Source organism: Duganella rhizosphaerae, from assembly GCF_040364205.1.
Classification (GTDB): domain Bacteria; phylum Pseudomonadota; class Gammaproteobacteria; order Burkholderiales; family Burkholderiaceae_D; genus Rugamonas; species Rugamonas rhizosphaerae.
Genome location: NZ_BPWK01000025.1, coordinates 12297 through 34666 on the forward strand (window position 1 = coordinate 12297; position 22370 = coordinate 34666).

Consider the following 22370-nt stretch of genomic DNA (forward strand, 5'->3'; position numbering starts at 1 on the left):
ATGGCGATACGTGTCAGCTCAAGGAGTACCGACCATGCACAACGTTCACCGCGCCCCCGATCCCGTACCGGTGGATGATCCGGCGCCGCCGGCCATCCCCCATCCCGTGCCGCAGGACGACCCGGTGCCGGACCACAACCCGAGTTAGAGCTTAATCAAAGGCCCAGGTGTAGAGCACGTCCAGCGCGTTGTTGGTGCCGGTCTGGAATTGCAGCGAGATGCGCGGGTTCAGCTTGTATTTGAGCTTGACCAGGCTGGTCGCCGTGCCCGCGCCCTGTTCAAAGCTCAGGTAAGCGCGCGACGACAGGCGCTTGCCCACCGTGACCACCGTGGTCTGCAAACCGGTCGCCGCGCCGGCCGCTGTGCCGGCGGCCTGGCTCACGCCCAGTTCATCCACCCCCAGCGCATTGGCCAGCTTGCCCTGGCCGCCGCCGAACAGCGCGCCCGCCGCGGCGCTCAGCAGCGCCATGTCGTTGCCGCCGGTGTTGTCGATGCCGTGGCCCAGCACCAGCCAGGCCAGCTTGTCGCTGTCCGACACGGCCGGCGTCGACACCAGCTTGGCCACCGGCGCCAGCGCCGTGCCGCGCACTTCCACGCCCGCTTCCACATTGGTCTCGCTGAGCGCTTCGCCTTCCGGTCCGCGGCGCACGGCCAGGATGTTCAGGCCGGGGTTGTCGTAGGCGCCGGTGAAGTTGATCACGCCGCGGTCGATCGCCAGCTTCTGTCCATAGGCTGCATAGGTGCCGCTTTCCACGCGGATGCTGCCGGTGACGCGCGGCGGCCGGCGGTCCGCCACGCGGATGCGCAGCGTGCCGGCCAGTTGCGCGTCCAGGCCTTTGCCTTTGAGCTTGAAGGCGTCGCCCAGGTCGGCCTCGAGGTCGATGCTGAGCGGCTGGCCTTGCGGCGTCTTGACCGGCGCCGCGCCCTTGCCGATGATGACCACGTCGTCGCTGAGCGTGGGCGTGTTCTCGCCGGCCAGCTCGATGTTGGCGCGGTCGGCGCGGAATTTGCCGTCCAGCTGGAAGCGCTTGGCGTCGCGCACCAGCGTGCTTTGGCCGCTGATGACCAGCACGCGGTCGGGACGCGCCAGCACTTCCAGCTTGTCGGCGCTGAGCTTGAGGTTCATGGTGGCTTCGTTGCCGGCGTAGCGTATCCAGCCGTCGGCCTGGGCGTGGCCCTCGGCGCCGTCGAAGGCCAGCTTTTGCAGTTGCAGCTGGTCGCCGGCCAGGCGCGCCTGCAACTGGCCGTTGCGCAGCTTGATGCCCTGGTCCACCCAGTTCAGCACCAGCTTGTCGCCGCTGATGTCGCCGTTCAGCTGCGGCGCGCCCAGGGTGCCGCTGCCGCTGACGGCCAGCTTCAGGGCGCCGTCGATTTCCAGTCCCGGCTGGCCGGCCAGCGGCGCCAGCCAGGCCAGCGAACCCATATTGGCGTTGCCGTTCAGCGTGATGGCGCTGCTCTCGGCCAGGCGGCCTTCGTGTAGCTGGGCGGTGGCGTCGATGCGGGCCTGGCCGGCGCGTGTGCCGTCCAGGTTCAGTTGCAGGTGCAGCGTGCCGTCGTTGACGTCGACGCGGCCGTCCAGCGTGCGCAGGCCGAGCGGTTGCGGCAGGTCGGCGCCGGTGATGGTCAGGTCGCCCTGTTCGCGGTACACGTGCAGCATGCCGCCGAGCACCGGCGGGTTGCCCTTGCTGGCCGCCTGCAGGTTCATGCTCCATTCCGCGCCGACGGTCATGTTGCTGCGGACGTTGTCGCGCCAGGCGTCGGAGAGCTGGGCCAGGTAATTGACCGGCACGCCGGCCGCCTGGCCCTTGCTGTGCCAGGCGGGGCCGGTTTTCTCCAGGCTGTCGATGCGGATGCTGCCGTCGGGGAGCTTGATGGTGGCGCTGCCCAGGGCGATCTGCTCCGGGTGCAGCAGGCCTGCCACGCCGCTGCCTGCCGGCGCGGTCAGCTTCAGCGGCGCCGGCGCGGCCAGCGTCAGGGCGAAGCGGCCGCGGTTTTGCAGCGTGTCGATGGCGCCGGTCCAGCTGTCGTTGGCCCAGCCGCCCTTGACGCGCACGGCGGCGTCGAAGTCGGCGTTGCTGGCGCTCACTTGCAGCGTGTGGTTGCTGCGGGTGCCGCTGGTTTGCAGGCGCGCCTTGTCCAGCGTCAGGGACGGGGAGACGTAGCGGGTGATCTCGATGTCGCTCACCAGCGGCACGTCGGCGTAGGTGTCGGTGTCGGCGCGGCCGCGTGCTGCGGTGGCGCGCGCGCCCGGCGTGGCCGCTGGCGTGGTGCCGGCCGCCATGGCGACGGTGCTGCCCAGCGTGGCGTTGCCGCGTATCGTGCCGATCTGCTGCTGGCCCGGCGCGCGCAGGTTGGCGCCGTCCAGCGTCAGGGCCAGCGCCGGCTTGGCGGTGGTGCCGGACAGGGTGCCGCTGGCGCGCAGCGTACCGGCGAATTGCGGCCCCAGCGCGGCCAGTTGCGGCGCATTGAGTTTCCATTCCAGCTTGTCGAGCGCGCTGCCGAAGTTGCCCTTCGCTTGCAGGCTGTTGGCGGCCAGGCGCAGGTCGATGTCGGCGTTGCTGATGCTGTCCTTGTCGGCGTTCAGTTTCGCGTAGCCGCTCAAGGGCGCGTTGGCGAAGGTTGACGGTTGCAGCGTCAGGTTCAAGCCGGCGCGCCAGTCGCTCGCCAGTCGCGCGTCGGCCGTGAACGTGGCGTTGACGGAGCCCGCCTGCGCCGCGCCGAATGCGGCGGGATTCAGGCGCTGTATGGCGCCGTTCATTTTCAGCTCGGGCGTTTTCTTCGGCCCGGCCAGCGCGATGTCGCCGGCGGCGTGGATCAGGCTATCCGGCGCGGGGTGTTTGGCGGAGGCCAGGCCCAGGCCTTTGGCGTCCGCTTCGAAGGTGGTGCGCGGCGCTTCCATGCTGCCGCTGACGATGCCGCTGGCGCTGACGGCGCCGATCAAATCGCCGGCCACCGCCGACAGTTGGCGGGCGTCGATTTTCCAGCGCAGCTGTTCGCCCGGCGCGCCGAAGCTGCCGCTGATGTCTGCCGTGTTCTGCGCCATCGCCAGGTGGGCGTCGACGCCGCTGATGTGCTTGGCGTCGGCATTCAGTTTGCCGTTGCCGGACAGGGTCTGCCCTGCGAGCTTGCTGGCCTTCAGGTCGAAGCTTGTAGCGACTTGCCATGCGGGGGCGACGTGGCCGCTGGCGGTGATGTCGGCATTGAGGTCGGCGATCGGATAGCCGGCGCCCAGCGCGGACGGGTCGAAGTGCTCGGCGCGCAGCTTGGCGCTGAATTCCTGCTTGTCTTTCAGGCTGGCCTGGCCGGTGGCGATGATGCTGCCTTTCTTCGCCAGCAGGCGCGCCTGGTGCAGTTGCAGCACGGCGTCCGCCAGCGTGGCTTGCAGGTCGAGGCGCAGGCCGTCCTGCGACAGCCTGGCGTCCAGTGTCTGTTTGGCCGGCGTGCTGGCCAGCGTGATGTCGCCGGCGACGCTGGTCTTGTTGATGCTGCTGTGGATGTTCTTCAGGTCCAGGCGGTCGGTGTGCAGCGTGAACTGCGCGGCGTCGATGCCGGCTTCGACGCCGCTGCGCTTGACCTGGCCGCCGCCGGTGAAGCGTCCCGCCGCGCCCAGGTCGAGCAGCACGTTTTCCAGCGTGGAGGCGGTCAGCGTGCCGGCCAGCTTGCCGCTGAAGGCTTGCAGCGGCAGGCCTTGCTGGTCGAGCGGGGCGGCCTTGCCCTGGTTCTGCAGCGCGAATTGGCCGGACAGTTTCTGGTCCGCCGTGATGGCGGCGCTGGCCTTGAGGCTGAATTTCGCCTGCGGCCAGCCGGCATGGAAGCCGGCCGGATCGAGATCGCTGGCGTTCAGGTCCAGCGCGCGCAGGATGATGGGATCGAACGGCGCCAGCGCGACATTGGCGTTGCCGCTGGCGCCATTGGCGCTGCCCTGCGCCTTCAATGTCATCAGCGCCAGGTTGCCGCCGGCTTGCAACGACAGTTGCGCGGCGCCTGCGCCGGCGCCCGGAGCCTGCGCCAGCGATGCCTTGCCTTGCAGCGCGAACGGCTTGGTGGCGGCTATCGTCAGGTCGGCGCTGGCGTCGCCGAACGCGGTGTGCGCGCTGGCGTCTTCCAGGTGCCAGCTGCTCTTGTCGCCGTATAGCTTGAAGCGCAGGCGTTCGATGACGTTGCTGCCGGCGGCGCTGGTCAGCGTCAGCTTGTCGAGCCGCGCGTCGGACAGATTGAGGCGGAACGGCGCGGCCAGCGACTCGGGCATCTTGGCCGGCTCCGACGGGCCAAGGCTTTGCACCGTCAGCGCGGCCACATGCAGCTCGCTGATGGACAGGCCTTCCGAAAAATACTGCAGCGGCGACCAGTTGATGTCGACGTTGTCGGCCGTGATGACGCTGTCCTTGCTGCGGTAGACCAGCCGTCCGATGTGCATGCGGTGGTACAGCGAGCCGCTCACGCCGCTGACGGCGACTTGCCCGCCGCTGGCGTTGGCGATGCGCTGAACCAGCTGCTGCAAGGTCGATTCGCGGCCCAGCAGCCAGAAGGCGCCGGCCAGCAGCGCCACCAGCACCGCCAGCGAAATCAGCACGCGGCGCGGCCAGCGGCGGCGCGGCGGTGCAGTAGCGGCAGCGGCGTCCGATGCGACCGGTGGCGGATTGTTTTTGTTGTCGGCCATCAGAAGGTGAATCCCAGCGAGAAGTGCAATCGATATTTGCGTACGGCGTGGCCGTAGGCGACGTCCACGTTGATCGGGCCGACGGGGCTCTTCCAGCGCCCGCCGGCGCCGTAGCCGGATTTCGGATGCAGCGCGTTGAAGGTGTCGCCGGCGTTGCCGGCGTCGTAGAACAGCGCCATGCCGTAAGTGGGTTTGAACCAGTACTGGAACTCGGCGCTGCCGGTGGCCAGGTAGCGGCCGCCAGTGATGGCGGCGCCTTCGCGCACGCCCAGCTCCTGGAAGGCGTAGCCGCGCACCGACTGGTCGCCGCCGGCGCGGAACAGGTACACGGCCGGCACGCCGTTCTTGTCGCGCGAGGCCAGCGCGCCGAGTTCACCGCGCAGTATCAAATTGGTGCTGGCGGTCAGCGGCCGGTACCACACGGTGCGCGCGTAGCCGCGCACGAAGGCCTCGTCGGTCAGGATGGGCAGCAGCGCGCCGCCCAGCTGGGCGTTGAGCGCGTAGCCCTTGGTCGGGAACAGCAGGTTGTCCAGCTTGCGCCAGGTGACGCCGTAGGTCAGCGGCAAGCTCTTGCTGGTGCTGGACGGCACGCCGTCGAGCGTCTTGGTCTCGGTCAGCAGCTCCAGCGACAGGCTGCGCTCCAGCAGCGGCGTGCCCCAGGCGCGCTTGCCGGCCACGCTGGCCACGCTGGTGACCTCGCCCGCGATGTCGCTGCGCTCGAACGAGGCGCCGAAGCTGTCGTTGTAGCCGTCGGCCGTGGTGGGGAAGTAGAAGTCGCTGCGCGCGGTCTGCTTCTTGGTCTCCAGCGTCAGCGCGCTTTTCATGCGCAGGCCGAACACCGACAGGTCGTCGTAGCTCAGCGAGGCGCGGTTGCCGGTGTTGGTGCTGAAACCCAGGCCGGCGCTGACGTTGCGGCGCTTGTTCTCGGTCACGCGCACCAGCAGCGGCAGCGGCGCCATGGCGGCGTCGGCGTTCTGCGCCGGGGTGGCGGCGCCCGCTTCCAGCTGCTCGCTGAGGACGGCGCCCATGTCGGCGCTCACTTCCACGCTGCTGAAGTAGCCGGTGTCCTGCAGGCGCGATTGGTAGGACTGCAGCGCGGCCTCGCTGTAGTAGTCGCCGGGATGGATCGGGTTCAGGTTACTAATGATGGCGGCCGGGTAGCGCTTCAGGCCTTCGATGCGCAGCTCGCCGAAGCGCAGCTCCGGGCCGCTGTCGAGCACCACGCGCAGTGCGGCCAGGTGGTTGTCCGGGTCCACGGTGGCCTGGCTGTCGGTCAGCTGGGCGCGCGGGTAGCGCGTCTGCACCACCTGGCGCAGCAGGCCGCGCTTGGCCTGTTCCCAGTCGGTCTGGCGGAACACCTGGCCTTTTTTCAGCGTCCAGCCGGCCTTCAGCGCGGCGGTGTCGAACTGCTTGTCGGCGGCCAGCCCGGGCACGGGGGCGAAGCCTTGCAGCACCAGGTCGATCTCGCCGACCCGCACCGGTTCGCCCGGCTGCACGCTGATCTCGACCCTGGGCGTGTCGCCTTCGCGGTCGAGGCGGGCGCTGACCACCGGCGAGTAGTAGCCGTCGGTGGCGACCAGCGTCTTGACCTGGGCCGGCGCGGCGCGCACCAGCCGCACCAGCTGTTCGCGGTCCATGCGGGCGTTGCCGCGAAAGCGCACCAGGTCGAGGTTTTGCTCCAGCAGTTCCTCCAGCGGGCCGGGGGCGTCGATGTGGACTTCGTATTTCAGGCCCTGGGCGGCGGCGGGCGGCGCGAGGGGCGCCAACACTGCGGCCGATATGCCCGCTATGGCGAGGCGGCCGGATACTTTTGCCACAACTTGTGCCAAAATTCGTGATCCTGCCAATATTTTTGCTGGCGATGCCGGTAACATGAGACTCCATCTGGGTGTACGCTGCCTGCCATGTTACCGGATTGCCCTAAAAGATGGCGTACTTATAACGTTGCAACGCCTTGCAAGTCCTTGAAAGAACAAAGTAATGCTGCCTACCGATACCGCCCTGGTCCTGTTTAGCGGTGGCCAAGATTCCACCACCTGCCTGGCCTGGGCGCTGAAGCACTACGCGCGCGTGGAAACCATAGGCTTCGACTACGGCCAGCGCCACGCCGTCGAGCTGACCGTGCGCCCGAGCGTGATCGAACGCCTGCGCGCCCACTCGCCCGAGTGGAACGCCAAACTGGGCGAGGACCACATGATCGACCTGTCGCTGATCTCCGAGATTTCGCAGACCGCGATGACGCACGATATCGCCATCGAAACCCAGGCCAACGGCCTGCCGAACACCTTCGTCCCCGGCCGCAACCTGCTGTTCATGACGGTGGCCGCCACCGTGGCCTACCGCCGCGGCCTGACGGTGCTGGTGGGCGGCATGTGCGAGACCGACTTCTCCGGTTACCCGGACTGCCGCGACGACACCATGAAGGCGCTGCAGGTGGCGCTCAACCTGGGCATGGACACCCGCCTCAAGCTGGAAACCCCGCTGATGTGGCGCGACAAGCGCCAGACCTGGGAGCTGGCGCAGGAGCTGGGCGGCCAGGCGCTGGTCGACCTGATCCGCGACGGCACCCACACCTGCTACCTGGGTGAGCGCGGCGCGCTGCACGATTGGGGCTATGGCTGCGGCACCTGCCCGGCGTGCGCGCTGCGGGCGCGCGGCTACCGGCAGTTCGCGGGCACCGAGGGGTAGATGTTGTTCCCCCGCGCCCAGGCGGGACGGGCGGAGGCGGGATGAAGGCGGGGACGAAGGCGGGGATGGCGGCAGAGGCGGATCGGCCGGGAGCTCAGGTCCCGGCCGCTTCCGATTGAAACGGTGGGTGCTGCTTAGACTGCGTGTTCCAGCATGGCGCGCTGCTGCTGTTTGCGCGAGCGCGAGCGGAAGATCATGTAGATGCCGACCGGGATCAGCAGCGGCAGCAACAGGGGCGAGACCGCCGCCGCCACCACCACCGCCAGCAGCACCATGCCGCTGATCATCAGGATGCCGAGGCCGGCGAACAGCACGCCGACGAACACGGTCGCGCAGGTGACGGCCACGGCGGCGATCAGCAGGCCGCCGCCGGCGAACAGCGTGCCGAGCAGGAAGCCGACGGGGCCGTCGATCTCGTCGCCGTCGATGTTGACGTGCATGCCGTCACCGAACACCGACTGCCATGCGCAGGCGGCCAGCAGGACGATAAAGGCGGCGAATACCAGTTTTTTAGCGGTGATTTTCATGGCGGACCTCGGTGGTTGGGTTGTTCCGTAGTTCTTGTGCCGTTTGGCATGGTTGAACTGTACCGAGCCGGCCCGGCAGCGGCCAGCGGATTGCGACAGACCGGCAAATTGGCGGGATGGAATGCGGGTCCGGCGCGATGAGCGGGGAAAGTTCCTTGATTTAAAGTTATGCCTGCCTATACTGATACTCTGACCAATGCAGGGAGGGCTTTAACATGGCTTGGCTAGATTTAAGCGAGGGTCAATCGATATCCTCGATGTGCAAGCGGACTCGGCGCCAACGTAGCGTCCAGCAGCTTTCCGGCGGGGGACCGAAGGGCCCGCCATCGGCGCCGCCGACGATACCGCCTATCATCATCACGCCGTTCAGTTACCACATGCCGGATCCGGCCATCGATCCGCGCGTCACGCCCCTGCGGCCGCCGATCATGCCGCCGCCGCGGCCGTGCATCTCGTGCTGACCGCCGCCGGCTGAACGCCAACCCGCCAGACGTAAAAAAAGCCCGCTAGCCGCGGGCTTTTGTGCTGGGCGGGGTGTTTATGCCCGCGCCTTGCGACGGCGGGCGATGGCGCCCACCAGGCCCAGGCCGGCCAGCAGCATGGCATAGGTTTCCGGTTCCGGCACCGGCGAGGTGACCCGGTACAGGCCGGCGTTGGAACTGGCCTGGAGCGTGGTGTAGAACTTGTCCACGCCGCTGCCGGCGTTGAACGCGTAGAACGCCGTGCCGTTGCCCGGGCCGCCGGTACCGTTGCCGAAGTGCAGGCTGACGATCACGTTGCCGGTCAACAGATGCGCAAAGTCGTAGGTCGTGATGTGGGTCACGGGATCGGCGCTGACGTTGATATGCTCGATCGCCGCGCCGCTCTGGCCGGAGAACGAGAACGTCGTGCCCAGGATGCCGCTGACGGTGTGCAGGTCCGGCGGCGAGTCGTTGATCAGGTTGCCGGCGACGTAGCCGTAGCAGGTCGTCGCCGCCACCCCGGGCACGTCGAAGTAAATATCGCCCGGGCCGCAGTGGGCCAGCGGGGTGGGCGGGGCCGGCGTGGCCGAGGCCAGACCGGAGATCGACAGCAGCGCCGCCGCGGCGAGTTTTGGAAATATGTTTTTCATCTTGTCGAACCTAAGTTAGTAAAAACGCGGGTTGATGTCTTGGCGTCGGCGGCCGGCGAAACCCAGCAGACCGATGCCGGTCAATAGCATCGCGTAGGTGCGGGGTTCGGGAACCGCCGCGATGTAAGAGTGGTTATCCGACTCGAAGGCGTTCTGGTTGGACGAGAACGTGACCCGGGTGATGGTCGTGCCGCTGTCGGTAAAGAAATTCATGTAGAAGCCGACGTGCTGGTTGCCGTCGGCCATCAGGCTGGCGGCGGTCGCCATGTCGCCGCCGTTGATCTGCAACACCATCGTATTGCCGCTGTACAGGGTGACGATGTTGTAGGTGTCCGGTGAGCCCATGTAATAACCAAAGTAGCTGACACCCGTGCCGCCGAAGGCGACGCTGGACGACGACGGCTGGCCGTTGCTGACGCCGACCGAGAAGAACGCGGTCGGGTCGCCCGGCGGCTGCGCCGCATAGCCGGAATTGCCCGGCGACGGGATCAAGGCGCCAGGTTGATCGTAGCTGGCGAAGCCGGCCGGCAGCAGGCCGTCGTCAAAGGTGTTGGTGGTGACGCCGCCGACGCCGGAGGTGAGGCCGGCAGTGGCGGTGTAGGTGACGGCGGCGCTGGCGCTGAGCGCCGCGCCGGCCAGGCCGAGGGCCAGCAAGGTTTTGGATATGGACATTTGGACATTCCTTATGTGAGCCCGGCGAACGATTGCGCCGGGCTTGGACTTTTATTAACTACTGGAAACTGATGATTCAAGATTGATAATAGTAATATTTCCTTGGCAACGCTCTGGAAAATTTAGAGGATTTGCTCGGTTTGTGTTAAATCTTGTGCCTGTTTGTGAGATGGCGGCGGCGCGCGACGGTGGAAATACCGCGTTTTGCCCCTGCGCGGCGGTTGAGTTTCCAATTGGAAAGTTAAATCTGTGCGCCGTGCGGGTCACAGTTCGGTGCGAAAAACAAACAGCCGGCCGCGCCGGGCCGGCGCCGGCGGCTTGGTACTTGATCTACGACTTTTTATTGTTGTTATGCGGCGGGGCGCTTATCATTTCACCCCCATCCCATTTTTCACGACGAGCCGACAGCATGAGCGCAGACCACCCCGACACCGAACAGCAGCAGGACGACGACGCCCCGATCCAGGAGGCGCGCGTATGGCAGGGGAACGGCTGGACCGCGCGCGTGATCAAGAACGATGACGACGAGGGCTGGGCGGTGGCGATGATCAAGGATGGCGAGCCGGAACCGGCGCTGGTGGGGCCGTGGACCATGGGCCGCGACAAGAAGAACCCCAAGCCGCTGGACGTCAACGCCTTCAACACCCTGGTCAAGACCGCCAACGAGGTGATCCGCCGCCACGAGCAGCAGCTGCACGCCCAGCTGCACAAGAACGTCTTCGTCAGCGGCGAGGACGGCCAGGTCAAGGTCTGCCTCGACATCGTGCCCGACGAGGACGACCCCTACGCGACGCTGAGCGCCTTCGACCCCTACGGCGAAGAGCTGGCGCGGGTGCGGGTGGCGCCGACCTTCAAGCTGAGCGTGGCCAGCGCGTCGGCGTGGATGGAAAACGGCTACCGCAAGCCATAGTTTCCTGCGTCATTTGTTCTTTACTGGAATTAAGATTTCGTTAAATAAACGTGTAAGGGAATGTAACATTGTATCGTGCGCGGCCGGTTGGAAATGATGAGACTGCTACATTTTGGACTCCCATTTTTAAGGAGTTCGATATGATAAAAGTCAAAGTTCTGGTTGGCGCGGTCGCCATGGCTGGCGCCGCTTTGCTGTCGCAAGGCGCGTTCGCGGCAGACATCAGCAATCCCGACACCCCGCTCGATCTGAGCAGCGGTGCCGACTTCGGCGGTCACTTCATTACCGGTGGCCACAAGGACGATACCTTTGCCGACAAATACACCTTCACCCTGACCGGCGCCTCGACCATTTCGGCCGACGTCTACTCGCATTCGGGCAATGCGAAAAACGGCCTGGACATCAGCGGCCTGGCGCTGTACAACGCCGGCGGCCTGCTGCTGAGCGGCAATCAGCTGTCGACCGGCGCGACCGACCAGTGGCAGCTCGATTCGGCTGTCCTGGGCGCCGGCAACTACTACGTGTTGATCAGTGGCAGCGCCATGTCCAACTCGGCGGGCGTGTATTCGTCCGGCGTCACCGTGACGGCCGTGCCGGAGCCGGAAACCTATGCCATGTTGTTGGGTGGCCTGGGCCTGGTCGGCGCCATGGTGCGCCGCCGCCAGCGCAAGCAGGCTTAAGCCTTTGCCGCACTGACGAACAGCCAGGCCGTTGCGACGGCCTGGCTGTTTTTGTTTCTGTGGCCGGGGCGGGCCGGACCTGCTAGTATTTCCTATGCGCATTACCTCACAATAGGAAAATCGATGGAAAGTCGTCTCACCCGCCTGGAAGCCGTGCAAACCATGCTGCTGGAAATCGGGCAGAAGTCGAGCAGCTGCACCGATATCAGCGAGTTCCTGCAGGCCGTGCATGCGGCGCTGGGCCGCATCATGTATGCCGCCAATTTCTTCGTGGCGCTGAGCGACCGCGACGGCCCGGTCAACCAGGTGCGCTTCGTGTATTTCGTCGACGAGGTCGACGATCCTCCCAGCCGCGACGAGCTGTTCGAGCTGATCGAGGGCGAATCGCCGACGGCGACCGTGATCAACACCCGCGCGCGCATGGTGATGACGGCGGCCGAGCACCAGTCGCGCCGGGAAGCGAACGCCGGCTTCGGCATCGGCACCATCGCCGAGCACTGGATGGGTTGTCCGCTGCTGGACCAGAACCACCAGTCGCTGGGCGCCATCGTGATCCAGAGCTACGACAAGGAACACACCTTCAGCGAGGAAGACCAGGCGCTGTTCGCGCTGATCGCCAACCACGTGTCGAGCGCGCTGCAAGGCTTGCAGAGCATGGACCGGCTGGAACGCGCGGTGCAGGAGCGCACCGCCCTGCTGGCGCACGAGGTGGCCGAGCGGCGCCGCGCCGAGAACATCCAGCGCGCGCTGTACGAGCTGGCCAACCTGTCGGCCACGGCCACCGGCGGCAGCCGCCTGAACATGCGGCTGCACCAGATCATCAGCGAGCTGGTGCCGGCGCAGAATTTCCTGATGGCGCTGTACCACCCGGACACCAAGGAAATCAGCATCCCCTATTTCGTCGACGAGAAGGACGCGCAGGCGCCGGTCAAGCGCTTCGACTACGGCGTCGGCATGTCGTCGTATGTTTTGCAGCGCAAGCAGGCCATGCTGCTCGACCGCGCCGGCTTCCAGGCGCTGGTGGCCAGCGGCGAGATGGACCACCCGCTGGGCAACGTCGACATCGCCAGCTGGATGGGCGCGCCGATGCTGCTGGGCGACGTGGCCTACGGCGTGATCATCGTGCAGAGCTACGACGTTTCGGTGACCTACACCCAGGCCGACCTCGACATCCTGGCCTTCATGGCCAGCCACGTGGCGGTGGCGATCGCGCGCATGCAGGCCGACCGCGAGATCCGCCGCGCCAAGGAGGCGCTGGAGGAGCAGAACGCGGCGCTGGAGAGCGCGCTGACCTCGCTCAAGGACGCGCAGGGCGAACTGGTGCGGCAGGAGAAGCTGGCCTCGCTGGGCCGGCTGGTGGCCGGCGTGGCGCACGAGATCAACACGCCGCTGGGCATCTGCGTGACGGCCACCAGCCACCTGGTCGAGGAGCTCAAGCTGACGCGCGAGGACATGGCGGCCGGCACGCTCGACGAAGACGGCTTGAACCAGTTCTTCGACATCATCTCGCAATCGCTGCGCATCATGACCACCAACACGCAGCGCGCGGCGGCGCTGGTGCGCAGCTTCAAGCAGGTGGCGGTGGACCAGTCGTCCGACGATATCCGCAGCTTCAACCTGCGCAAATACCTGGACGAGGTGCTGCTGTCGCTGCAACCCAAGCTGAAGGGCAAGCCGATCGCCGTCGAGATCGATTGCGACGAGCATATCAACATGGCCAGCTTCCCCGGCGCGGTGTCGCAGATCCTCACCAATATGGTGGTCAACTCGCTGGTGCACGGCTTCGAGGAAGGGCAGTCCGGCAAGATCAGGATCGCCGGCAAGGTGGACGGCGACTTCGTCGACTTCGAGTACAGCGACGACGGCGCCGGCATGGACAGCAGCACGCTGGCGCAGCTGTTCGATCCCTTCTTCACCACCAAGCGCGGCTCGGGCGGCAGCGGCCTGGGCGCGCACATCCTGTACAACCTGGTCACCGGCGCGCTGGGCGGCACCATCAAGGTGGTCAGCGCGCCGGGCATGGGCTTGCACTACAAGCTGCGCTTCCCCAAGGTCAAGCGCAAGTAGGGTCGGGTCTACCCCGCACGGCAATGACGCTCTGGGGTCAGACCCCGGACGGGGTCTGACCCCGCTGTGCCGGGTTACTTCGGTGCCTTGCTGATCTCGATTTCCCAGTCCACGCCGGAATCGATGTGGTGCTGCCTGGCGTAGTTGCCCTGGCTGATGGCGAGCGCCACGTCCAGCAGGCTGTTCAAATAGACCAGCGGCTTGCCCTGCGCGACGCCGCCGAAGGTGTGCTCGAACGGCGCCACCACCTTGTCCACCTGCTTGCCCTTGTGCAGGATGCGCACCTGCACGCGCTGGTGCACGCCGATGCCCAGTTCGTCGAACAGGGCTTTCGGGATATTGGTCCAGACGTTGCCGTATTTGATGTCCAGCACCGGGATGATGCCGCGCACGACGTTGCCCTGGCGGACCGCCTTCTGATAAGCGATCTTCACCACCGATTCACTCGGCAGCACCGGGCCGACCTGCTCGAAGCTGATCGCGCCCGAGGCCAGCCGCGCGCCGACGTAGGCGTAGACGTCGCGGCCGTGGAAGGTGTAGGACTCGCCGGAGCCGGCCAGGCGGTTGACCTTTTCGTCGATCTCGCGCAGCTCGGCCACGCCGTCGCGCTCGGCGATCAAGGTGAACAGGCCGTTGTCGGGGCCGACGAAGTAGCGGCCTTCCCTGGTTTTTAAGACCACCGACTTGCGGCTGGTGCCTACGCCCGGATCGACCACGGCGACGAACACGCTGCCCTGCGGCCAGTAGTTGGCGGTCTGGTACAGGCGGTAGGCGCCCAGCCAGATGTCGTAGTCGGGGATGTTGTGGGTCAGGTCGGAGACGTTCAGCCTGGGATCGACGCCGTAGGCCACGCCGTGCATGGCGGAGACGGCGCCGTCCGAGGTGCCGAAGTCGGTCAGCAGCACCAGGGCGTGCGGGTCAACATTCGTGGCGTGGGCTTGCACGGCCATCAGCGTGCTGAGGCAGGCTGCGGCGAACAGGAGGGCGCTGCGTGGACGCTTCATGGATGCTCCGTGCGGAACGCTGCGGCCGCCCGGTGCTCAGTCCGGGAAGCGCTCGTTGATGGCGACCGCCTTGTCGATGTTCTGGCACAGCAGGTCGACATACAGCGGGTCGAGGTGATGGCCGGCCACTTCGCGCAGGTGTTCGACCACCTTGTCGATCGGCCAGGCTTCCTTGTAGCAGCGCTTGTGCATCAGCGCGTCGAACACGTCGGCCACGGCGACGATGCGCGCGTACAGGTGGATGTCGTGGCCCTTCAGGCCCTGCGGATAGCCGCTGCCGTCGAACTTTTCGTGGTGCTGGTGGGCGATCACGGCGGCCGCCTTCAGGATCGGGCGCTGCGAGCCGTCGAGGATGGACAGGCCGACGGTCGGGTGCTGCTTCATGATTTCCCACTCGGCCGCGTCGAGCTTGCCCGGCTTGAGCAGCACCGCGTCCGGCGTGGCGATCTTGCCGATGTCGTGCATCGGCGCGGCGTGGCGCAGCACGGCGGTTTCGTCTTCCGGCATGCCCGAGGCCTGGGCCAGCAGGTAGCACACTTCCGACATGCGGCGCACGTGGTTGCCGGCCTCGTTGGAGCGCGATTCGACCACGTCGCCCAGGCGCAGGATCAGCTCGGCCTGGGTGTCGGTGATTTCCTGGGTCAAGAGGATGTTGTCAAAGGCGATGGCGACGCCCGAGCAGAACACTTCCAGCAGCTTGGTGTCGATCTCGGAGATTTCCTCGACGCCCTTGAGCACCAGCAGCGACGCCTTGCCGCTGCTGTTGGGGAAGTAGCCGATGTAGGTGTCGCCTTCGACGCGCGAGATCTTGTTGCTCTTGGCGGCGTCGAGCTGGGCCAGCACGGCGGCGTCCAGCAGGGTGCCGTCCTCGTCGCCGATCTGGGCCAGGATTTCGTAGTCGTTCTCGCCGCTGATGGCGGTGGCGCCGCGCAGGCGCAGCAGCATGCTGTGCTCCAGGCGCAGCAGCGCCACCACTTGCTGCAGCAGGCCGTTGGCGAAGTCTTTCAGATTACGCTGCTGGAAGATGTGGGCCGAGGCGGCGATCACGCGCTCCAGGCCTTCGCGGTAGTTGAGCTGCTGGCGGCGGGCTTCCTCGACCTTCATGATGTCGCGGTAGGCGCGCAGCGCGGCGAAGGTGGTGGTGAACAGCTTGGTGCGGTCGAGCTCGGTCTTTTCCTTGTAGTCGTTGATGTCGTAGTTGACGATCACGCGTTCCTCGGGGGCCTGGCCGGGCTGGCCGGTGCGCAGCACGATGCGGGTGAACTGGTTGTCGAGGTCCTGGCGCATCCAGCGCGCCACCTCCAGGCCGCTGTCTTCCTTCTCCATCACCACGTCGAGGAACACCAGGGCGATGTCGGTTTCGCGCGCCAGCACTTCCTTGGCTTCGGCGCCGCTGTAGGCGTGCACGAAGCTCAGGGCGCGGCCGTCGAGGCGGAAGCGGCTCAGCGTCAGTTTTGTAATGTCATGGATGTCCGGTTCGTCGTCGACCAACAGGACTTTCCAGGGCGCTAGCTTAGGCGAGGCAGAAGACAAAAAAGACATAGGGACGGGTTCCGCAAAATGGCACTACCAAATAGTTTTTCGATTGTAGTCTTACCCACTGCTATTAACAACAGGCAACAAAAATTCCTGTTGCTTTGCACAACACTCCCGAGGTGTTTCCGGGCGCTCTGATTGTACGACGCGCCTGAGCGCGGCGGCGCAGCGTTAGTCTTCTGTAACGCTTATGTGCAGCCGAAACAATACTTCGTTTTTGGCAATATTGCTATCTCTGTGAAAAATATTTTGTCGTGGCGTGCAACAAAGCGTTGGCGGCCCGATGGGCGCTCGGGCGGCGGATTGTCGAGTGTGAGCAGGCCGGAACGAACCGCGCATCTTATGGTGAAGAACTGATTGAGCGGCTTGGAGGCGATCTCACTGCGCGGTTTGGTCGCGGGTTCAGCAAGCAGAATTTGTTGCAAATGCGTAAATTCTATTTATTCTGGCCGGAAATTCTCCAGACACCGTCTGGAGAATTGCGATTGCCTTGGTCGGCCTATGTTCGCTTGATGTCCGTAAAGACCTCCGCCGCCCGGCTGTTCTACGAAACGGAGGCGCTGCGTGGTGGCTGGTCGGTTCGTCAGCTGGATCGTCAGGTGAATAGCCAGTTCTACGAACGTACCGTGCTTTCCAGGAATCAGACCAAGATGGTTATCGAACTAAAGACCGGAAAGTTCGGCGCCGCCGACGCCGGCCAGATGCACCTCTACCTGAATTACGCCCGCGAGCACTGGACCAAGCCGGACGAGAATCCACCCGTCGGCCTGATCCTGTGCGCCGCCAAGGGCGCGGCTGAGGCGCGCTATGCGCTCGACAGCCTGCCGAACAAAATCGTCGCCGCCGAGTACCAGATGCTGCTGCCCGACGAGCGCCTGCTGGTAGAGCGCCTGGAGCGCTGGACGCAAAAAAGCCCGCAAGGAGCTTGACGCTCGTTGCGGGCCGGGACAGCCGGGGTAACTAGTTCAAGCGCTTAGCTCAAGGTCGGCAGGCCGGTCAGGTAGCCGACGGCGGCGCCGAAGCGGTCGCGGTAGTTGGCGCGGATCAGCGGGTCCAGCGTGGCCTGCACCTTGCCGTGCAGCGCCGTCTCCCAGTCGCCCGGATGCTGGAAGTTGCTCATGATGTAGGCGAAGCCGTTCATGTCGTCGACCGCGTGCAGGCCGGTCGACTCGGCGCCCGCCGGCGTCGACAGCACGCGCGTGAGCGCCTTGGTGTCGACGTTGTAGGCCCACAGGAAGTTGTTGACGTGCAGGCCGCTGTCCTCGCCGATGAACAAGGTGCGCAGCTTTTCCGAGAACTTGATGTTGTCCGGATTGGCGATCTTGTCCGGGTTGGCCAGGTTGCCCAGCGCGTCCGGTTTCGCCAGGTCCTCGCCCACCAGCGCCGGCACGGCGGCCATGTCGACCGGTACCCATTCGCTGTTGATGGCGGCGCCGCTGTCGTCGACCTGGCCGGCCTTCAGGTTCAGCGCGTAGACGATGCCGGCGCTCGGGCCCTGGATCTTGATGCCGCCGGAGCCGTCCTTCATGGCGCCGTTGATGTAGCTCATCGCCGAGTAGGCGATCTTGTCCTTGGCGTTGACGGTGGTGCCTTCCATCTTGGTGAAGCCCATGCTGCCGCCCTTGAGCGCGGCGTAGCGGTGGGTTTCCAGGAAGGCCGCGGCCTTTTCCTTGCCCGGCACGATCTTGACCCAGTTGCTCTTGCCGCTGAACGGGATCTTGGTGTAGCTGGCGTCGGCCGGGTCGCTGGTCTTGGCGCTGAGGATGTCGGCCGCCTTCAGGGTGTCGGCCAGGGCCTTGATCTCGGCGCTGGTGGCGCTGCCCAGCTTGATCCACGACAGCGTCGCCGAACCGCCGTTTTCTGCGGTCTTCTGGTTCCATTTGGCGACGTACAGCGTGCCGGAGGACAGGTCCTGCGCCTTGTCGGCGACGAACATGAACAGGCCGCCGTTGGTGGCGTCGTCGCCCATCAGCGCGGTACGCTCGTCGGGCATCACCTGCACCAGCTCGTGCGAGATGCGGCCCATGCAGTAGTGCTTCTTGATGCTGCCGGTACCGTCCGGGTTGACGGTGATTTCCGGCATGTGGCCGTAGTGGTAAGGGTTGGCCTTGGCGGCGTCGCCGAACAGGTTGCTGCTGAAGGCGGCGAACTGGCTGTTGCTGGCGATGGTGGTCGCGTCCGGCTCGTACTCTTCGCTCGACAGGTGGGTGTTCCACGGCGAGCGGCTGGCGCCGCAGGTGATCCACAGGCCGTTGACGCCGGCCGTGTTGACGTTGTGGTATTTCACCAGCGTCAGCGCGCCGGTGGTCTTGTCCTGGTCCAGCGTCAGCACCGCGATCGGCGACGGCAGCATGCCGTACATCGAGTCGCCCTTGACGTTGCGGGTGGCGTATTCGAACTGCACCACGGCGAACACGGTGTTGCCCTTGACGCCGGCCACGGTCGGCGCGGCCAGCTTGAGCAGCGAGGTGCCGTCCGGGCAGTCGGAGAAGAACTGGCGCTGGGCGGCGTCGGTCTTGTCGACGATGGGCTGGTTGTTGATGTCGTAGTAGCCGCCGGCCAGCACGGTGCCGCCGCTGCCGTTGGAGACCTTGGCGCCGGTGATGAAGAAGGTCTGGTAGGCCAGCGAGTAGGGCTGGGTCTTGCCGTCGGAGTAGGTCATGTTCAGCGTCGAGCCGACCGTGGTGGTGGCCATGGCGGCGGCGTCGCTCAGCGACGGCGCGGCCATGCCGGTGAAGGTCACGGACAGCAGCTGCGGCGCTTGCGCGGCAGTGTCGCCGCCGCCGCAGGCGGCCAGCAGGGCGGCGGTGGCGCTGCCGCCGGCCAGCGGCAGCAGCGGCGCGCTGGACAAGAATTTGAGGATGCTGCGGCGGGACAGATCGAGCGAGTCGGTCATGGGGGAATCCTGTTGTAATAGTGGCCATTCCATGTGCCGCGCCGGGCGCGGCATCATGCGAGGCGGTGGCTTCACCTCGACGGGCGCAATATTAGTGATTTGATATGACAGGAGCGTGACATCGGGCAAAACGGCGGCTAAAGTAAATCCGGTAACAAAGCAATTCAGCGCGGGCCGGGGGCGGCGAAACGGGCTATATTGAAAGCATATATTGAGCATAACCAGTGAAGGAGAAGCAAATGCGAGTATTCACCCGTACCATGCTGGCCGCCGTTCTGGCGCTGCTGGCCAGCGCCGCCTGGGCCGACGTCAGCGTCAGCTACGTCAAGCCGGACGACTACGCCGACGTGCCGCGCAACGCCGTCGACCGCGAACGCGTGCTGAAGGATTTCAGCGATTATTTCGCCACCCTGAACAAGAAGCTGCCGGCCGGCCAGAACCTGAAAATCGAGGTGCTCGATATCGACCTGGCGGGCCGCATGTGGCCGCGCCGTCACGGCGGCGAGGACATCCGCGTGCTGAACGGCGGCGCCGACTGGCCGCGCATGCACCTGCGCTACACGCTGGAGCAGGACGGCAAGGTGCTGCGCAGCGGCGACGAGCAGCTGTCGAACATGAACTACATGCAGGGCATGAGCCGCTACAGCGACAGCGACACGCTGCGCTATGAAAAGCAGATGCTCGACGACTGGTTCAACAAGGTCGTCGTGCCGAAGGTGGCCACACGCTGAGCCGAGGCCGGGCCTCAGTCGAGGCGGTTGACCTTGGGGAACTTGGCCAGGAACTCCGGCGCCATCGGCGTCACCTGGCCGGTCTGGTAGTTGAAGAAGACGAAGCCGGACTTGGCCATCGCCACCAGCTTGCCGTCCTTGGGGCGGCTGATGCGGAAGGTGATGTCGCCGCCGTAGGCGTTGAAGTCCATCACGCCGATTTCGAACAGCAGCTGGTCGCGCGCGTGGGCTTCGGCCTTGTAGGTGGTGGCCAGGTCGGTGACGATGATGCCGACGCCGTCGCTGCCGGTTTCCTGCACGCCGAAGTCGTACAGGAAGCGCGCGCGCGCCTCGGAGATCATCGAGATCATCGAGTCGTTGCCCAGGTGGTTGGCGCCGTTGATGTCGGTCACCCGCACCGTCAGCTGGGTTTGAAAGTAGTATTGGTCTTCCGGGAAGACCAGCGTTAAACGGGCCATGGGCTCACCTTCTGATTACAGCTGCTCGCCGAGGAACAGCAGCGTGTTGCCGTGCGCCTGGGCGGCGGCGCGCTGGTGGTAGGACGAGCGATGGTTGCAGTTGAAACCATGCTCGGCCCCCGGGTAGACGTGGATCTCGACCTGCTCGTTGTCCCCGAAACGCTCGGCGATGCTTTGCACGGCGGCCGGCGGGATGTGGCTGTCGGCGCCGCCGAAGTGCATCAGCATCGGCACCGTGATCTGGCCGGCGCGCTCGAGCGCGTTGTGGATGCCGCCGCCGTAGTAGCACACCGCCGCGTCCACCAGGCCGTTGGCGGCCGTGTGGTAGGACAGGCGCCCGCCGTAGCAGTAGCCGATCGCGGCGATCTTGTCGGCCACGCCGTCGGTGGCGCGCAGCGCCTTGACGGTGGCGGCGATGTCGGACTGCGCCAGCGCGAAGTCGTTGGCGTTCATCAGTTCGACGGCGCGCTTCCAGCCGGCGTCGTCGTAACCGAGCTCGATGCGCGCGCCGTGGCGCCAGAACAGGTCCGGCGCGATCACCACGTAGCCGTCGGCCGCGTACTGGTCGGCGACGTTGCGGATATGCTGGTTGACGCCGAAGATCTCCTGCAGCAGCACGATGCCCGGCCCCTTGCCGCCGCGCGGCAGCGAGACATAGGCGCCGAAGCTGCCGTCGGCGGTGGCGATATCGATCCAGTGGCTGTTGGTTTCCATGCTGTTCCTTGTACGGTGGTTCGGGGGAGCGGCCATCCTACCTTTTTTTGCGGTTTAGCGTTTGACCTTGCCGAAAGCGTCGCCCGCCTTCCAGCTCTGCATGGCCGGCGCGTTGCCGATCGCGTAGCCGAGGTTGAGCGTGAACTGCGCCTGCTGCACCATGCCCGACAAATCCCAGTCGGCGTGGTATTCGTCGCTGACCTGGTGGTAGTCCTTCTTGAACGCGACCAGGCGCGCGGCCGACTTGACCGGGTCCTTGACGAACTCGAAGTGGCCGTCGCCGGAGAACACCGCCGAGCCGACGTTAAACGCCGGCACGCCGGCCTTGGCGAAGTTGAAGTGATCGGCGCGGAAGTAGGCGCCGGACAGGTCGGGGATGGCCGGCGCCAGCTTCAGCCCCATTCTGCGCGCCACCACGCCGGCCGCCTCGTACAGGCTGCTGCGCTCGGCGCCGGCGACGCCGATGTCGCGCGTGGGGCCGACGAAGTTCATGCTGTCCAGATTGAGGTCGGCCGTGGTCTGCGCCAGCGGCCAGGCCGGTTTCTGCACGTAGGCGGCGCTGCCCAGCAGGCCTTGTTCCTCGGCGGCCGGCCACAGGAAGACCTGGGTGCGCCTGGTCGGATGCTTGACCGCCTCGGCCGCCATCGCCAGCAGCGCGGCGGCGCCGGAGGCGTTGTCGATGGCGCCGTTCCAGATATGGTCGCTGCGGTCGTCGCGGCGCACGCCTTCGTCCATGCCCAGGTGGTCCCAGTGGGCCGAGTAGACCACCGCCTGCGCCTTCAGTTTGGCGTCGGTGCCGGGCACGATGCCGGCCACGTTGAACTGTTCGATCCGGCGGATCGCGCTGTGGACTTCGGCGTGCACGCTGGTCTTCAGGTCGACCGGGCGGAATTCGCGGGTCTCGGCCCGGGCGCGCAGCGCGTCCAGGTCGAAGCCGGCGGCGGCGAACAGCGCGCGTGCGGTGTCCTCCTGCAGCCAGCCCTCGAGCGGATTGCCGGCGCCGGTCAGGTGGAAGCGTTCGTGACTGAAACCGTTGGCCGGCACGCTCCACGGATAGGAGGCGGAAGGCGTGGTGTGGATCAGCAGCACGCCGGCCGCGCCCTGGCGCACCGCCTCCTCGTATTTGTACAGCCAGCGGCCGTAGTAGGTGTAGGCCTTGCCGGCGAAGCGGTTCGGCTCCGCGGCGGTGGGCTGCGGATCGTTGACCATCATGACCAGGACCTTGCCCTTCATGTCGACGCCCTTGTAGTCGTCCCATTTCTCTTCCGGCGCGATGGCGCCGTAGCCGACGAACACCAGCGGCGCGTCGATGGTGAGGTCGGCCTTGCCGCCGGCGGTGCCGAACACGATCTCGCTGCCGTTCTGCGGCGTGATGCTCTTGCCGTTGGCGTCGAACCGCACGACGCTGTTGGCCAGCAGCTTGGTGCCCTCGATCTTGACCGGCATGCGGTAGCCGCCGCCGGCCAGCGGCTTGAGGCCGATGACGGCCGCCTGGGTCTCCAGGTAGCGCACCGCCAGGTCGCCGCCGCGCTGGCCGGTGCCGCGGCCTTCGAACAGGTCGTCGGCCAGGAAGGACAGGTGGGCGCGCAGCGGCGCTTCCGTCAGCGCCGGCGCCTCCTGGGCGGCGGCGTGGAGGGAAGCCAGGCCAAGACCGGCGGCGATTGCGAGGGCTGGAAGACGCATATTTACTCCATGATGTGTGATTCGGTGCAGAAG

The 22370-nt window shown here is 66.1% G+C and carries 18 protein-coding genes; 7 read left to right on the forward strand and 11 right to left on the reverse strand.

Annotated elements, in window-relative coordinates; translation table 11 throughout:
* Positions 1 to 151 precede the first annotated feature (151 nt).
* Both RUGAMON1_RS31355 and RUGAMON1_RS31360 read right to left on the reverse strand, forming a co-directional pair.
* The gene (locus RUGAMON1_RS31355) at positions 152 to 4660 is read right to left on the reverse strand and encodes a translocation/assembly module TamB domain-containing protein (RefSeq protein WP_445234188.1); all 4509 of its coding nucleotides are present in this window, start codon (positions 4658 to 4660) and stop codon (positions 152 to 154) included.
* A complete protein-coding gene (locus RUGAMON1_RS31360) occupies positions 4660 to 6534 on the reverse strand; it encodes an autotransporter assembly complex protein TamA (RefSeq protein WP_445234189.1) in 1875 nt (624 codons plus the stop codon). Before RUGAMON1_RS31360 ends, RUGAMON1_RS31355 begins: the two co-directional genes overlap by 1 nt.
* 106 nt (positions 6535 to 6640) lie before the next feature.
* Between RUGAMON1_RS31360 and queC the strand changes: the two genes are divergently transcribed.
* Positions 6641 to 7348, forward strand: a complete 708-nt coding sequence (gene queC, locus RUGAMON1_RS31365) for a 7-cyano-7-deazaguanine synthase QueC (protein ID WP_445234190.1) — start codon at positions 6641 to 6643, stop codon at positions 7346 to 7348.
* A gap of 134 nt (positions 7349 to 7482) precedes the next feature.
* On the opposite strand, the gene RUGAMON1_RS31370 is transcribed toward queC, so the two are convergent.
* Positions 7483 to 7875: a hypothetical protein gene (locus RUGAMON1_RS31370; protein ID WP_445234191.1), complete on the reverse strand. Its 393-nt coding sequence runs from the start codon at positions 7873 to 7875 to the stop codon at positions 7483 to 7485.
* A gap of 257 nt (positions 7876 to 8132) precedes the next feature.
* Between RUGAMON1_RS31370 and RUGAMON1_RS31375 the strand changes: the two genes are divergently transcribed.
* On the forward strand, positions 8133 to 8336 hold the full coding sequence (locus RUGAMON1_RS31375; RefSeq protein ID WP_147328174.1) for a hypothetical protein: 204 nt from the start codon (positions 8133 to 8135) through the stop codon (positions 8334 to 8336).
* 77 nt (positions 8337 to 8413) lie between these two features.
* On the opposite strand, the gene RUGAMON1_RS31380 is transcribed toward RUGAMON1_RS31375, so the two are convergent.
* Together RUGAMON1_RS31380 and RUGAMON1_RS31385 are read right to left on the reverse strand one after the other, a co-directional pair.
* Positions 8414 to 8986, reverse strand: a complete 573-nt coding sequence (locus RUGAMON1_RS31380) for a PEPxxWA-CTERM sorting domain-containing protein (protein ID WP_445234192.1) — start codon at positions 8984 to 8986, stop codon at positions 8414 to 8416.
* A 15-nt stretch (positions 8987 to 9001) separates the two neighbouring features.
* On the reverse strand, positions 9002 to 9658 hold the full coding sequence (locus RUGAMON1_RS31385) for an Npun_F0296 family exosortase-dependent surface protein (protein WP_445234193.1): 657 nt from the start codon (positions 9656 to 9658) through the stop codon (positions 9002 to 9004).
* Between the two features lie 409 nt (positions 9659 to 10067).
* Between RUGAMON1_RS31385 and RUGAMON1_RS31390 the strand changes: the two genes are divergently transcribed.
* From RUGAMON1_RS31390 to RUGAMON1_RS31400, 3 genes are all read left to right on the forward strand, one after another.
* Positions 10068 to 10568 (forward strand): hypothetical protein, encoded by a 501-nt coding sequence (locus tag RUGAMON1_RS31390; protein ID WP_445234194.1) that lies wholly within the window; start codon positions 10068 to 10070, stop codon positions 10566 to 10568.
* A gap of 140 nt (positions 10569 to 10708) precedes the next feature.
* Entirely contained in the window at positions 10709 to 11248 is a 540-nt protein-coding gene (locus RUGAMON1_RS31395; protein WP_445234195.1) for an FxDxF family PEP-CTERM protein, read from the forward strand.
* Positions 11249 to 11371: 123 nt separating this feature from the next.
* Positions 11372 to 13315: a GAF domain-containing sensor histidine kinase gene (locus RUGAMON1_RS31400; protein ID WP_445234196.1), complete on the forward strand. Its 1944-nt coding sequence runs from the start codon at positions 11372 to 11374 to the stop codon at positions 13313 to 13315.
* Positions 13316 to 13389: 74 nt separating this feature from the next.
* On the opposite strand, the gene RUGAMON1_RS31405 is transcribed toward RUGAMON1_RS31400, so the two are convergent.
* Both RUGAMON1_RS31405 and RUGAMON1_RS31410 read right to left on the reverse strand, forming a co-directional pair.
* Entirely contained in the window at positions 13390 to 14319 is a 930-nt protein-coding gene (locus RUGAMON1_RS31405) for an SAM hydrolase/SAM-dependent halogenase family protein (RefSeq protein WP_445234197.1), read from the reverse strand.
* 36 nt (positions 14320 to 14355) lie between these two features.
* Positions 14356 to 15861 (reverse strand): DUF3369 domain-containing protein, encoded by a 1506-nt coding sequence (locus tag RUGAMON1_RS31410; protein WP_116992652.1) that lies wholly within the window; start codon positions 15859 to 15861, stop codon positions 14356 to 14358.
* A 248-nt stretch (positions 15862 to 16109) separates the two neighbouring features.
* Here RUGAMON1_RS31410 and RUGAMON1_RS31415 point away from each other — a divergent pair, with 248 nt between their 5' ends.
* Complete coding sequence (locus RUGAMON1_RS31415; RefSeq protein WP_445234198.1) at positions 16110 to 16784, forward strand: PDDEXK nuclease domain-containing protein; 675 nt, start codon at positions 16110 to 16112, stop codon at positions 16782 to 16784.
* Between the two features lie 44 nt (positions 16785 to 16828).
* Here RUGAMON1_RS31415 and RUGAMON1_RS31420 read toward each other — a convergent pair whose 3' ends face one another.
* On the reverse strand, positions 16829 to 18751 hold the full coding sequence (locus RUGAMON1_RS31420) for a PhoX family protein (RefSeq protein ID WP_445234199.1): 1923 nt from the start codon (positions 18749 to 18751) through the stop codon (positions 16829 to 16831).
* 239 nt (positions 18752 to 18990) lie between these two features.
* Here RUGAMON1_RS31420 and RUGAMON1_RS31425 point away from each other — a divergent pair, with 239 nt between their 5' ends.
* On the forward strand, positions 18991 to 19482 hold the full coding sequence (locus tag RUGAMON1_RS31425; protein WP_445234200.1) for a DUF3016 domain-containing protein: 492 nt from the start codon (positions 18991 to 18993) through the stop codon (positions 19480 to 19482).
* Positions 19483 to 19496: 14 nt separating this feature from the next.
* Here the strand turns inward: RUGAMON1_RS31425 and RUGAMON1_RS31430 are convergent, their stop codons facing one another.
* From RUGAMON1_RS31430 to RUGAMON1_RS31440, 3 genes are read right to left on the reverse strand one after another with little or no spacing between them, the layout of a single operon-like run.
* Positions 19497 to 19940 carry a thioesterase family protein gene (locus RUGAMON1_RS31430; RefSeq protein WP_445234201.1) on the reverse strand — a complete coding sequence of 148 codons (444 nt, stop codon included), beginning with the start codon at positions 19938 to 19940 and terminating at the stop codon, positions 19497 to 19499.
* A 15-nt stretch (positions 19941 to 19955) separates the two neighbouring features.
* Positions 19956 to 20654: a dienelactone hydrolase family protein gene (locus RUGAMON1_RS31435; RefSeq protein ID WP_445234202.1), complete on the reverse strand. Its 699-nt coding sequence runs from the start codon at positions 20652 to 20654 to the stop codon at positions 19956 to 19958.
* Positions 20655 to 20708: 54 nt separating this feature from the next.
* On the reverse strand, positions 20709 to 22337 hold the full coding sequence (locus RUGAMON1_RS31440) for a M28 family peptidase (RefSeq protein WP_445234203.1): 1629 nt from the start codon (positions 22335 to 22337) through the stop codon (positions 20709 to 20711).
* Positions 22338 to 22370: the final 33 nt, after the last annotated feature.

Bases quoted from the DNA above. Each gene is read 5' to 3' on its own strand.
- RUGAMON1_RS31355 (WP_445234188.1), bottom strand. From the start codon at position 4,660: ATGGCCGACAACAAAAACAATCCGCCACCGGTCGCATCGGACGCCGCT.
- RUGAMON1_RS31360 (WP_445234189.1), bottom strand. From the start codon at position 6,534: ATGTTACCGGCATCGCCAGCAAAAATATTGGCAGGATCACGAATTTTG.
- queC (WP_445234190.1), top strand. From the start codon at position 6,641: ATGCTGCCTACCGATACCGCCCTGGTCCTGTTTAGCGGTGGCCAAGAT.
- RUGAMON1_RS31370 (WP_445234191.1), bottom strand. From the start codon at position 7,875: ATGAAAATCACCGCTAAAAAACTGGTATTCGCCGCCTTTATCGTCCTG.
- RUGAMON1_RS31375 (WP_147328174.1), top strand. From the start codon at position 8,133: ATGTGCAAGCGGACTCGGCGCCAACGTAGCGTCCAGCAGCTTTCCGGC.
- RUGAMON1_RS31380 (WP_445234192.1), bottom strand. From the start codon at position 8,986: ATGAAAAACATATTTCCAAAACTCGCCGCGGCGGCGCTGCTGTCGATC.
- RUGAMON1_RS31385 (WP_445234193.1), bottom strand. From the start codon at position 9,658: ATGTCCATATCCAAAACCTTGCTGGCCCTCGGCCTGGCCGGCGCGGCG.
- RUGAMON1_RS31390 (WP_445234194.1), top strand. From the start codon at position 10,068: ATGAGCGCAGACCACCCCGACACCGAACAGCAGCAGGACGACGACGCC.
- RUGAMON1_RS31395 (WP_445234195.1), top strand. From the start codon at position 10,709: ATGATAAAAGTCAAAGTTCTGGTTGGCGCGGTCGCCATGGCTGGCGCC.
- RUGAMON1_RS31400 (WP_445234196.1), top strand. From the start codon at position 11,372: ATGGAAAGTCGTCTCACCCGCCTGGAAGCCGTGCAAACCATGCTGCTG.
- RUGAMON1_RS31405 (WP_445234197.1), bottom strand. From the start codon at position 14,319: ATGAAGCGTCCACGCAGCGCCCTCCTGTTCGCCGCAGCCTGCCTCAGC.
- RUGAMON1_RS31410 (WP_116992652.1), bottom strand. From the start codon at position 15,861: ATGTCTTTTTTGTCTTCTGCCTCGCCTAAGCTAGCGCCCTGGAAAGTC.
- RUGAMON1_RS31420 (WP_445234199.1), bottom strand. From the start codon at position 18,751: ATGACCGACTCGCTCGATCTGTCCCGCCGCAGCATCCTCAAATTCTTG.
- RUGAMON1_RS31425 (WP_445234200.1), top strand. From the start codon at position 18,991: ATGCGAGTATTCACCCGTACCATGCTGGCCGCCGTTCTGGCGCTGCTG.
- RUGAMON1_RS31430 (WP_445234201.1), bottom strand. From the start codon at position 19,940: ATGGCCCGTTTAACGCTGGTCTTCCCGGAAGACCAATACTACTTTCAA.
- RUGAMON1_RS31435 (WP_445234202.1), bottom strand. From the start codon at position 20,654: ATGGAAACCAACAGCCACTGGATCGATATCGCCACCGCCGACGGCAGC.
- RUGAMON1_RS31440 (WP_445234203.1), bottom strand. From the start codon at position 22,337: ATGCGTCTTCCAGCCCTCGCAATCGCCGCCGGTCTTGGCCTGGCTTCC.